This window comes from Paenibacillus mucilaginosus 3016 (genome assembly GCF_000250655.1).
GTDB classification, from domain to species: Bacteria; Bacillota; Bacilli; order Paenibacillales; family NBRC-103111; genus Paenibacillus_G; species Paenibacillus_G mucilaginosus.
Map to the genome: position 1 here is coordinate 796,839 of NC_016935.1, position 11,927 is coordinate 808,765.

Annotated in this window: 11 protein-coding genes and 1 pseudogene; 7 read left to right on the forward strand and 5 right to left on the reverse strand. The window is 45.0% G+C overall.

Annotated elements, in window-relative coordinates:
* Nucleotides 1-21: 21 nt before the first annotated feature.
* The 3 genes from PM3016_RS03610 to PM3016_RS37005 all read left to right on the forward strand — a co-directional run bounded on the left by PM3016_RS03610 (nt 22) and on the right by PM3016_RS37005 (nt 2,964).
* Nucleotides 22-615 (forward strand): sulfite oxidase-like oxidoreductase, encoded by a 594-nt coding sequence (locus PM3016_RS03610; protein WP_013914526.1) that lies wholly within the window; start codon nt 22-24, stop codon nt 613-615.
* Between the two features lie 678 nt (nt 616-1,293).
* Nucleotides 1,294-2,256, forward strand: a complete 963-nt coding sequence (locus tag PM3016_RS37000) for a helix-turn-helix transcriptional regulator (protein WP_014368443.1) — start codon at nt 1,294-1,296, stop codon at nt 2,254-2,256.
* A gap of 75 nt (nt 2,257-2,331) precedes the next feature.
* Nucleotides 2,332-2,964, forward strand: coding sequence for a type 1 glutamine amidotransferase family protein (locus tag PM3016_RS37005; RefSeq protein ID WP_014368444.1), 633 nt, complete (start codon nt 2,332-2,334; stop codon nt 2,962-2,964).
* Between the two features lie 671 nt (nt 2,965-3,635).
* Here PM3016_RS37005 and PM3016_RS39285 read toward each other — a convergent pair.
* Nucleotides 3,636-4,115 (reverse strand): transposase, encoded by a 480-nt coding sequence (locus PM3016_RS39285; protein WP_238540430.1) that lies wholly within the window; start codon nt 4,113-4,115, stop codon nt 3,636-3,638.
* On the reverse strand, nt 4,102-4,863 hold the full coding sequence (locus PM3016_RS39290) for an IS110 family transposase (protein WP_337999632.1): 762 nt from the start codon (nt 4,861-4,863) through the stop codon (nt 4,102-4,104). The genes PM3016_RS39285 and PM3016_RS39290 overlap by 14 nt, the downstream gene beginning before the upstream one ends.
* 594 nt (nt 4,864-5,457) lie before the next feature.
* Here PM3016_RS39290 and PM3016_RS37995 point away from each other — a divergent pair.
* Nucleotides 5,458-5,682 (forward strand): hypothetical protein, encoded by a 225-nt coding sequence (locus PM3016_RS37995; protein WP_128758891.1) that lies wholly within the window; start codon nt 5,458-5,460, stop codon nt 5,680-5,682.
* A gap of 484 nt (nt 5,683-6,166) precedes the next feature.
* Here PM3016_RS37995 and PM3016_RS03635 read toward each other — a convergent pair whose 3' ends face one another.
* Nucleotides 6,167-6,685, reverse strand: coding sequence for a CBO0543 family protein (locus PM3016_RS03635; protein ID WP_014368447.1), 519 nt, complete (start codon nt 6,683-6,685; stop codon nt 6,167-6,169).
* Nucleotides 6,682-7,062: a CBO0543 family protein gene (locus PM3016_RS41275; protein ID WP_148279658.1), complete on the reverse strand. Its 381-nt coding sequence runs from the start codon at nt 7,060-7,062 to the stop codon at nt 6,682-6,684. Before PM3016_RS41275 ends, PM3016_RS03635 begins: the two co-directional genes overlap by 4 nt.
* 336 nt (nt 7,063-7,398) lie before the next feature.
* Here PM3016_RS41275 and PM3016_RS37010 point away from each other — a divergent pair.
* The 3 genes and pseudogenes from PM3016_RS37010 (at nt 7,399) to PM3016_RS03655 (ending at nt 9,982) form a co-directional block, all read left to right on the forward strand.
* Nucleotides 7,399-8,492, forward strand: a pseudogene (locus PM3016_RS37010) (L-dopachrome tautomerase-related protein).
* Between the two features lie 279 nt (nt 8,493-8,771).
* Entirely contained in the window at nt 8,772-9,101 is a 330-nt protein-coding gene (locus PM3016_RS03650; RefSeq protein WP_014368450.1) for a PadR family transcriptional regulator, read from the forward strand.
* A gap of 14 nt (nt 9,102-9,115) precedes the next feature.
* Entirely contained in the window at nt 9,116-9,982 is an 867-nt protein-coding gene (locus tag PM3016_RS03655) for a pentapeptide repeat-containing protein (protein ID WP_014368451.1), read from the forward strand.
* 127 nt (nt 9,983-10,109) lie between these two features.
* On the opposite strand, the gene PM3016_RS03660 is transcribed toward PM3016_RS03655, so the two are convergent.
* On the reverse strand, nt 10,110-11,522 hold the full coding sequence (locus PM3016_RS03660) for a methyl-accepting chemotaxis protein (protein WP_238540431.1): 1,413 nt from the start codon (nt 11,520-11,522) through the stop codon (nt 10,110-10,112).
* Nucleotides 11,523-11,927: the final 405 nt, after the last annotated feature.

Below are 11,927 nucleotides of genomic sequence, written 5' to 3' on the forward strand. Positions count from 1 at the left end.
TACCAGGGGAGGGAAGAAAGCATGAGCAATGAAGAAAAGGGCGTAGAGGCCGCCGATCGCGTACCGCCGGGCCAAACGGTAACAGAGGGCTTTCCGGTGCTGCACTATGGGAATGTCCCCTACTATAACGATATGGGGCGGTGGAATCTGCGGGTCTTCGGCCTCGTTGAAGAGGAAGTGACTTTCGGATACCACGAATTCCTGGCCCTGCCTCAGCGGGAGTTCCGCAATGACATTCACTGCGTGACGACCTGGTCGAAGCTGGATAATGTCTGGGAAGGCGTGCCGGTTTCGGCGGTGATGGAGCGGGTGAAGCTGAAGCCCGAGGCGAAGTATGTCATGCTGCACGCGGAGGAAGGCTGGACCACGAACCTGCCGCTTGAGGATTTCGTGCGGGACACCTCGTTCCTGGCCCTGCGCCATAACGGGGAGCGGCTGACGCCCGAGCACGGATATCCGGTCCGTGCCGTCGTGCCTCATCTGTACTTTTGGAAGAGCGCCAAGTGGCTTCGCGGTATTGAGTTTATGGAGAAAGACAAACCGGGCTTCTGGGAAGTCAACGGGTATCACATGTACGGCGATCCCTGGCAGGAGCAGAGGTACGATTTTGATTAACGAAGAAGAGGGGACGATATGTCCCCTCATTCATTAAACTCACATCCAGTAATAGAGATGGGTACCTTTCTGCCAGGGCTGCCGATCGCCACGATTACGTCCGTATCTATGGTTATGCTCGAAAAGACTTCTTGAATAAAATTCTTTTTAGCCACATCATCCTCGATTTGATACCAGACCTCGTTTATTTGTTTCAGTTGCTCTATGATTTCTTCTCGGGTCCATGAAGCTTTCGGCTTCCTGTGTTCTATTGAGAGCAATTCCGATTTAATGTAATCTTCCTTTGCTCGGTCATCCTCAGTACATGCCGGGGGAGAGGGAGAAGAGGCCCCACCGATGGTGGGGTCTTTTCTCGTTCTGTTGGTTCCATCAACAACGGGTTTCGCGGCTTAGTTGCTAACGGGAGACCGATACCACAACAGCTAGGGAGCAGTTCGCCGCGCGGCAGCTGCTCCCTTCTTCATTGAAGTAATGGGCAGGATACTTCCAATTAGTTGTATGATTAGGAGACGTAATCGAGCTATCTAATCACAGGGGAAGGAACAGCAACCAGACATATTCACAAATGTGTCTAGGGCCTCATTGTATAGAAAGCTATCGGAAAGGAACAGTTGATGAGTTATACCAAAAATCGGAAATGTATAAGAGAAAATAAATTTCATATAGAGGTGGAATTATATGCCTAAAATTGACAATATGTTAGCAATTCTTTGGATGCTTCGTTCAGGTGAAAAAATTACTGCAAAACAAATTTCAGAAAAGTTAGAGATGAATATAAGGACTGTGTATCGTTATATTGATACAATTTCAACAAGTGGCGTACCTATAATTTCAGAACCAGGACATAACGGTGGATACACTTTATTGAACAATTTTATTGAGGCTCCTCTTTTTTTTGATATTGAGGAGCAAATTTCACTATTTCACGCTGCTGTTTTTGCAGAAGAAGCCGGATATTATGGAGGTGAAGCACTAAATAGGGCCATTTCAAAACTAAGTAAATACTCAAATCAAGAGCAGGAAACAAAGATAAACCAACATTTAACTAGTCTTGAAGTAATAAGTCGATTAAGTTCATTCTCTAGGGAACCTTTTTTGAAGGAGTTGGAGCAGGCCGTAGCTGACGGGTACTCAGTGAAAATTCTTCACCATAAAAGTGGCGAAAAGCAATTAAATTATAGATTGGTCGATCCGTACAGAATTATCTATTGGAATAATAAGTGGTATGTGATTGGATTTTGTCATCTTAGGAATGATATCCGTAGTTTTAGAGTAGATCGAATTGAAAGTCTAATGCTAACCGAAAATAAGTTTAACCGGCCAGAAAATTTTTCAGCACGTGTCTTTTTTATGAAAAATCTTCTTCCAACTATAGAAGATAAGGAAGGGATTATTTCTTTGGTTATTAATGGGGATAAAAGTGTATTAGCTGATATTTGCCAACATTGGTTTTTAGGACATTATTTACAAGAGTGGACTTCAAATCAAGCAGTATTTCTTCTTGAGAAAGATACTTTACATACATATGTACCTTATTTACTTTTAACGTACGGTAAATCTATTCGAGTTATTGAGCCAATCAGCCTTAAGAAAAGAATGATTGAAGTTTTGTCGGAATTAATTAAATTTCATCAAATTTGATTACTTCCCTGACGCTAGGTGTCAGGGAAGTAATGTTATAGTTGGCTATATCATTTGTGATTGGAGTGTTATTGGATGCAAACAAAAAAAGTTTTTTTATATGTATTTAATACAATGTCGGACTGGGAATATGGATATTTAATTGCTGAACTAAACTCAGGAAGATACTTCAAAAAAGAATTAGTACCTTTAAAAGTAATTACAGTAGGAGCTAATAAAGAAATGATTACTACTATGGGAGGACTGAACATAAAACCAGATATTTCCCTTGATGAATGTACTCTTGAGAGTAAAGATCTTTTAATTTTACCAGGAGGGACTACTTGGAATGAAGAAATTCATCAACCTATCTTGGAAAGAATTGGCCAAGCTTTAAAGTTTGGCACTATTGTTGCTGCAATTTGTGGTGCAACTGAGGCCCTTGCGAATATGGGATACTTAGATACTAGAAAGCATACAAGTAATAATTTAGAATACACTAAAATGATATGTCCTAACTATAAAGGAGAAAAGTTCTATGAGGGGGGAACTGCGGTGTCTGATGCGAATTTAGTTACTGCATCAGGAATAGCTCCTCTGGAATTTGCGATGGAAGTACTGAAAAAATTAGATGTATTTGCACCAGATACATTACATTCATGGTATAACCTAAATAAGACTCATAAACCCGAATACTTCTTCCAGCTAATGAATTCAATAAATAGCTGAGCTAAAAAATCAACTTAGCAGTTCTATATTAGTTCAAATAAAAATAATGAAGTAACTGAAAAGCTCACTTTCTCTATTTTGTTTTGCAGAGAAGTTGGGCTTTTTAATTTGGAATTTCCTTATTGTTGTAAATTCGCATTTTCCTGTCGTTATCCCTACCTGAGCATAAGTTTTTCATTGGTACGTTATTTGTTCCTCAGTTAAGTTCCACCGTAGATTACTCACACTGCATCATTGACTCCTTTATTACCACTGGGTTAAAAGAGAGTTAAGCTCCCTCAAAGAATAAGGATTTTCACACGAATGCTCGCTCATTCGCAGGATTTCACATGGAAGTTTCACATAGGAACTCAGATGAGTGGAGAGTAAGGGCCAGGAAATCCGTTTGAGTGCATGCGGGAACAGAAGGTGTTGATTCATTTTACAACATCTTCCATAAAATAATTCTGCTGCACGCTTCTCTCCACAAGGTCCTTGGGGATTTACTCTCCCAAATCTCGACGGGTCTATGCCCTCACATTCCTTCGTCCTATCTATCCAAGGTGTGGAGTCCGATCAACGTTAACGGAACGGGTCTTTGCCCTAAAGCGTAAAGATCTCGGTACTCCGTGCTTTCTTTGTGAAATCCTGCGAATGAGCCAATCTACGTGTCTGGGTTACAAGTCTTAATTTTAAGCTGCTAATGGTGGCTGGGCCTTATCGGGGGAAAATGCCTGTCCTTCCCTCGCCAAGGCTACAAGAATTCGAGCCAGTTTCCCAATCAACTTCATCATGGACTGCATTTTCATCATTCGTTTCACTTCGGTATTGTGTACATGCATGGCTTGGAAAGCTCCATTAAAAGATAACAGGTGAAACACAGTGAAGTATAAATGCTTACGTAATAATGAGTTGCCTCGTTTGGTGAGCTTAATTTGTCCCTTATACTTGCCAGAACTTCGTTCTGCTAAGTTCAATCCTGCTTTTCGTAATAACTGCTTCCCGTGAGACAGCTTACGTAAGTCCCCGCCAAATGCTAATATGGCAGCCGTTGCAGGAACGGAGGCACCTACAGATCGAATGAGATCCGAACAAGGTATTTCAGGCAGCGCCTTTTCAATCATCTGGTCTGCTTCATCAATGATTCGGCGTATTCTCTCATATTCTCTCATATTCCTCAATGAGGTCCCTCAATTCCCATTTGTCTTCTTCAAGGGCACTCGTGTCTCCCACGCTATGTCTGGCGAGTGATTGAAGCTCTAACGCCTTGTTCTTACCGCGCTCACCGCCAGGTCTGGTCATGTACTCACTCCAGATTTGCACTATTTGCTCCGAGGTTAGCTGCAATATGTCAGAAGGGGCTGGAAACCGGCGCAAGGTGGCCAATGAGCGATCACTAAAAATGTCATCAAATGCTTGTCTGTATTCGGGAAAACGGATATCGAGCCAGCGGTGGATTCTGTTTTTAATACGTCCAGATTTAACAACCCAGTGCTCTCTGTTTGTAACCATAACCCGTATACGGCGGAATGCTTCATCCTTTGGAGCAAAGGGCGTGTAAAACCCGCGGCTCACTGCATCGGCAATGACCAAGGCGTCCTTTGGGTCACTCTTGGAAGGAGAGTTATCTCTGTTTTCCTTATTGCGTTTGGTTGTCATTGGATTGACAAGGGCCACATCAATTCCTTGACCCACCAACCAGTTGGCGATATTGAACCAATAATGGCCGGTGCTCTCCATACCCACAACGACGTCATTCATGCCGTGCATCTTCTGTAATTTCCGAATGCTCTGTTCTAAATGCTCGAAACCAGCAAGGTCATTCGAAAATAAAATGGGGCCCTTGGTGAGGACAATTCCTCGAAAATTAATGGCTTGTGCAGCGTGTTTTTCCTTGGCAATGTCAATGCCTATAACCAGAGTGGAGTAGAGATTCGTTCTACACGTTGATTTTGAGACTTTATTAGATTAGACTTCATGATAACGCCTCCTAAGGTGAGTTCTGAGGGCTGCAACCCAGTACATACTCATCCTAGCGAGGCGTCCATTTTTCTGCAAATCGGATCTCTTAAGACCTACAGGAATGTTAACTGGGAACGTTAGTTCCATCAAGCAATCCTGGACGAAGCTGGCGGCACTGGGCAGTTTCACGCTCAGTTTCTATGATGTAGATTGAGGTGGAATATGTCACAGTTTCAAGTAGCGCAAACGTTGAGGACAGAACAAGCTTTTATCATCAAAGGAATTCTGCTGGAGGGACAATTAAGTAAGGGAATGTATGTTCATGTGCCCCTGAATAATTCCCTACAAGTAAACGGCTGTATAACGGAGATCAGGAAAGATAAGGACCATTATGACATCGTAGTTGGATGCTCAGATCAAGATGAGATAGAACTATGGGAAATGTTGAATTTGAATGGTGATGTGATTTGTATTCAGTAGTCACGATTAAGCTATATGGGAACGTTAGTTGATTGCCTTTCCTCAAAACAAATATCGAGAAGAGGTCATTGTTTGCATACCAACGAAAGACTGCCAATCATCAATTTAAGGTTGAACGTGAATCAAGAAAACGAAGGCATGGTAATTGTAAGTACTCTGGGGAGTAATCTTCTCCTTAGTGTATCTGAATGTAAGGCCGGAGATGCAGAAGTATCAATGAATATACGCGAAGCAAGAGCTCTTTTAAATGCCCTTTCTGAAGCAATTGGGAAAATGGATGTAGAACGAGTTGACTGAACTATCGGGGAATGTTAGTTGAATACAGAGATATGGTGAAGCGCCGCGGCATACAGTTAATAATGGTTACTTTGCATCACGTATGGCGATCCCTGGCAGGAGCAGAGGTACGATTTTGATTAAAACCGCTGCTTTGTATCATGCATGGGAATCCCCTCTAGAGCAGCAATAAGCTCATTAGAAGGGGAGGAACACGAGATCCGCTGCAACCGGGTGATTTGATTGAGGTGCTTTACGAAATGGATAAAGGTAAAGCGCAGCTGCAGGCTCGATTTGTTGAATACGATATCATAACAGAGGATACGGCAGGTGTAAGTTTCATTCGTATCTGAAGACGGCAAAGAGAAGACTTGGATCAACCTAGATGCTGTTGAGATTATCCGGAGAATTGAGCTGGACCCGCGCAGCGAATCATGACAAGCAAGAGGGAGGCCCTTAAGGGCCTCCCTCTTGCTTTTGCTTCCTAGGGGGCATAGCCCCACATTTAGGAACGTGTCGTACTGGCTGCGTTTTTTTGTTTTGCCGTTTCCACTCGTGTCATGGTTCCAAAGTAGATCACGCAGAACGCTCGAGTTATCAGGAATGTGAGGAAAATCGTAGCCCACGACCAGAACCAGTTCCAACGAACATATCGTATCAGATCTGTATATTGTACGAGCAGCAACTCAACTATCGTCAGTACAGTAGTGAATAACACGTAATAGCTGAATTGAATCCAGCCACTCCGATGGCTCGGATAATACGAGTTAAACACCGCACATGTCATCGGATAGGCCATATACTCGTAGGTGAAGCTCGTCCGGCTAACGTCGGCAAGCTCCCTTACGGGATAGGCGAGAAGTTTGAGTTCGACCACGGCATGACCGAAAATACACGTAATATACTGTTTGAACAAAAAAGCGACCATCGCCAATCGGCGTTTCTGCCGCGGAATGATAAGAATCAATAACAAGGAAAGGATCCACACTGAAACGATAATGCCGTATTGCAGCAGCAAACTCATCGCTCATTCGCTTCCTTCCTGAAAACTTTGCGGTCCCTAAAGAACCAACCCGCTAGGCCGCGGACGGATAGGAATATAATCGATAACACGATCGCCATCAAACTCCAGTGAAAATGTACATAATCCACCAAGTCGGTATTTGCGGCTAGCAACCCGTCAATTAAGGTGAGCAGTGAAATCCAGGCGGCAAAGTAAAAACACTTTGTTAACTTATTCGCACGAGGCCTATAGATGTAATACAGACCGCTCGCAACAGGTGTCCACAACACTTTGAACGTGATATTCAAATCCGAAGCTTTGGGGAACTCACGTAACGGGTAGGCCACCAAATCAAATTGAACGAGCAGCACTTCTACTATCCATCCAACAGCTGACATACAAGAAAGCAAAGCACAAATTCATGAGCTTTTGCTCTTGGAACAAGAAAATAGATGGTGGTGATACACACAAACCAGACTAGCAGCAATAAATTTCGTTCCATGTCCATGTCCATAACTTGTACAAGGAAGGAGGCTCCTATGTATATAAGTGTACTTCTTTTTATCCATGCTCTTGTGGGCGGTGATGCTTAGGCAAAAACACAACGCCGTTTACTCGTTGTCCGTCATAGACACGAACTTGCGGGGTTGTCATAAAAATATTTTATTATCCGGGCACTTGAACCACATTCAGTCATATAAATAGGTGAAAGTAGTCCTATTGAGGAGGATTTAATACAAGTGATGTTACCGAGTGAAAAGTATTTCGGTAAGTTTGAGGCGGTTTTTTATTTTACGGAGCCATGCCTACAGGCGTTGCTGTTTCTGAAACCGGGCGTACTTTCATTTGCTTTCCGAAATGGGGAGACGACGTTAAATTTACGGTGGCTGAAATCGTTAGCGGTACATTACAGCCTTATCCTAATTTAGACGCTAATGTGGTAAGCCTATCGAATATCACAACGTCCTTCATTAGTGTCCAAAGTGTCGTTGCTGATGGAAAGGGAACGCTTTGGGTACTGGATACGGGGGCTCCTGATTTCTCAGAACCCATTAAAGGGGGGGCGAAGTTAGTCGCTGTAGATTTAAATTCAAATACCATAAGAAGCGTATTTACATTTACAGAGGATGTTGTCCTGCCAACCACTTATCTGAATGATGTCCGATTTGATTTTCGTGTTGGTAAAGCAGGTTATGCTTATATAACGGATTCGTCTTCCCGAGGACCAGGAGCCATTATTGTCGTTGATTTAGAAACGGGTTATTCCTGGAGACGGTTAAACGGGGCAAATTCAACTTCGCCCGATCTCTTTCTCTTACCGAAAGTTGAAGGTAAAATCCTGATGAATCGAAACAAAGACGGATCTACTTCACCCTTTAGATTGGCATCCGATGGTATAGCGATTTCCCCGGACGGCAAGATGTTGTATTTTTGTCCTCTCACCAGTCGTCATCTGTACTCGATTTCAACGGAAGCCCTTAGAGACCGAACGATACCGGATATGAATTTACCGTATCACGTGAAGTATGTGGGGGAAAAAGGTGCTTCAGATGGAATGATCACCGATGCAAAAGGAAACGTTTATGCTGGAGATTATGAAAACAATAGTATTCGAAAGATATTGCCGAATGGATTAATAGAAACCATCGCACATGATCCGAGAATTTTATGGCCGGATACTTTTTCGATTGGTCCAGATCAATACTTATATTTCATCGTGAACCAATTACATCGGCAGGCAAGATTTCATTATGGAAAGGACCTGCGGCAGAAGCCTTATAGTTTACTCCGTATGAAAATAGACGAACCACCTGCTCCTACCTTTTAGTAAATATCACTTTACTTTACAAAGTTGATTTTGAGTACAGATATATGGTGATGCGCCGTGGCATACAGTTAGTAATGGTTACTTTACATCACGTATGGTGATCTCTGGCAGGAGCAGAGGTACGATTTTGATTAAATGGTGTATGGTGTACGGAAACCGCGCTCTGCGCGGTTTTTTATTTTGTCAGGGGTGAATTATTTCAGATAAAGTATTTAAATTAAAACACTACCTTGACAGACATAGTATCATGTCTTATCATGCAGATATGGAGGTGATTGAATGAGCGAGAACAAAATCACATCCGACCTGTTACGCGGACATACGGATACGATGATTTTACGGCTGTTGTCCGAAGCCGATCGTTACGGTTACGAGATTGTCAAGCTGATTGCCGAGCGTTCGGGCGGCGATTATGAACTAAAGGAAGCCACGATGTACTCCAGCTTCCGGCGTCTGGAAGCGGACGGCGATATCGAGTGGTACTGGGGCGATGAATCACAGGGCGGACGTCGCAAGTATTTTAGGATTACCGAAAAGGGCAAGGCTACATACGCCCGCAACAAAGGCAATTGGGAGTATGCCAAACGCGTGTTGGAAAATTTATTATAAGGAGATTTGAGATGATGAATCCGAAATTGACGGATTATCTGAACAGCGTTTTTACCCCATACGATGGGGTAAAAAGCGTCACCGAATTAAAGGCCGACCTGCTCTCCGATCTGCAGGAGCGATACCGTGAACTCAGAGCGGAAGGGAAAGACGATGAAACGGCGTTTAGGATGACCGTTGAAAGTATCGGCGACATCGAACAAACGATCCTGGAGGTCGCCAACCTCTCCCGCTCGCTGGAACGGCAAGCAGTAACAAACTTTAGCGGAAGCAACCTGGCCCAAAGCGACTTTGCAGGCGTGACGGCCCATAAAGGCCAGTTTACAGGCAGCGTGCTGCACGGTTCCGACTTTTCGGGCGCAGATTTGACCGGCAGTTCGTTTAAGAGCAGCGACGTACGCGAAGCCAATTTTGACGGTGCGAATCTGACGGACTGCAGCCTGTCCACGCTCGATCTGGCCAATGCTAGCTTCCATAAGACGATCCTTGTACGCACCAATTTCAGCAAGTCGGGCCTGGATGGAGCCCAATTCACAGGAGTGAGACTGACCGACGTCACGCTAACGATGACCGATCTTAGAAAAACGATCTTTGAAGGTTGTGTATTCGATGGGGTTGACTTCTCGTACTCCGACCTGAGCGGGCAACGTTTGGACGGACAGACGTTTATCGGCGTTAAGTTTGACAAAGCGGCATTAAACGAAGTTTCGTTCAAGGGTGCAACACTCAAGAATGTGTCCTTTCAGTCGGCGTCTATCTTCTCTAAGAAGTATTATCGCGCGATCCAAACCATTGGCTTTGACGGCGCAATGATGGATAAACTGACCTTTGCTCTGCTGAAAGGCATGGAAGCCGATTTGTCAAAAGTTACAGTCATTTAATGTTTGGGAGAGAATCCGATGCAAACCGTAACAAAGACCGGTGTCTGCTTCAGCAGTCACCGGTCTTAGCTTGGATTCCGATCCAAGGGTATCCCGTTTGCACGTCGATTCAAATTCCGTGATATTACTACTTCTGATTTTGAGCCAGCAGGCTGAGATTCGCGATCATCTGATCGAGCTTATCGAATTCTTCGACAATGCCCTCGATCCGCCGGGTCTGCTCCATATTGGATTCCAGGGTTTGTTCCACCCCGGCGGAGCTCTCCTCCGTTACGGCCGCCACTGTCTCTGTCTGGGCGGACACTTCCTTCAGCGTAGAATCCAGGCTTTCCGATTTGGCCTTCACCGATTCGGTGGTTTCCGAGACGCCTTGGATATGGCGATGAATCGTGCGGAAGCTTTCTTCCACCTCTCCCATGGCCAGTACACACTTCTCCACGGACTGATTGCTCAGCTGGATTTGGGCCGAGACGTTATTCGACTGAGCTCTTAGTTGACCCATGATCCCGGAAATATCCTTGGCACTGCGCTCGGAGTGCTCCGCTAATTTGCGGATTTCCGCTGCGACCACCGAAAAGCCTTTGCCCGCCTCTCCTGCGCGTGCCGCTTCAATGCTGGCATTCAGGGACAGCAGATTGGTCTGGCTGGCAATTTCCTGAATGGCCGACAGAATGGTGTCAATTTCGCCCATTTTCGAATTCAGCTGCTCCATCACCTGGGAAGTTGAGGCGGCCGTTTCTTCTACCGTCTGGATATTCGTGAACAGAGTCTTCACGTTCCCGTTCCCCTTCTCCGTTTCCTGTCGGGCTGTGCCGGCTAGCTCTGTCACATAAGTATTGACTCTCAGCACATCGCCTACATACGAATCGATCCGGTTCATCGAATCGCTGATCTCGGAAATACTGGTGGCCTGCAGCTCGGCTCCTTTGGAGATCTCGTGGAAGGTGACCGCAATATCCCGGGCTGTTCTGCCTGTTACTTCGATATTCTGGCGCAGCTGGCTGCTGAAATCGGTCAAATATTCGATGGAGCTTCTCAGTTCTCCGAGAAGCTTTTCATTTTGCTCCTTCTGCTCCTGATTTTCCTTCAGCATAGCGCTTGTCTGGACCAGCGTGCGGATATTGTTTTTGGATAACATATAAAGCGCCAGGGTCACGAGGAAAAACACTTGAATGACATTCACCCGGGCTCCGCTGACCCTCTCGGCCGGCAGTCCGACGAATACCTGATCCGGGTAACCAAAACTCAGCACCGCAACGTATCCGATAATCACCGCCCCGATGAACAGGACCGGCTTGGAGTCCGGGTAGTTCATGGTGAGCACCAGCGGTATGAACACGAGCAGGAGGGCATAGATGCTCTTGGTCGTCCACACAATCGAACACAGATAGACAGCGAGGGAGAGCAGGATGAGGTACTTCAGATTGACTGCGAAGATGTTCTTTTTGTACAGATAAGTAAGTACGGCAATCGGGAGCATGCCCAGCGATATAATCTTCCACAGCTCCTGCAGGAAAAAGCCCGTCCCGATGGTTCCCAAGGCTCCAACTCCAAGCAATACCCAGGCAGTGACAATCAGGGTTCGATTTCGTTCGTTATAAATCCGTTCCAGTTCCAATAGCGGTTCCTCTTTTCTTTCGTAGGATGAACAGCAGACCAGTAGATATATATTCAATATCGTCAAAAGCCCGAAAGGTTTTTAATTTTTCAGGCCTTGGGGATTCCATCCTAGCCGCCATTTTTGCAGGCTTATATGGTCTTATGGATTGTGATTAATGAACAACAAAATCCATTACCATGGAAGTCCATACGTGGATATACTATATGCGGACGGTACGGTACTAGAGTGGAGTGGAGAAGGTCAGAACGTCGCCGCTAGATTGCGGGAAGGGAGCGGCTTGTAACAGGCGTAGAGGACATCATTCAAAGGCCGCTGCAATCATCC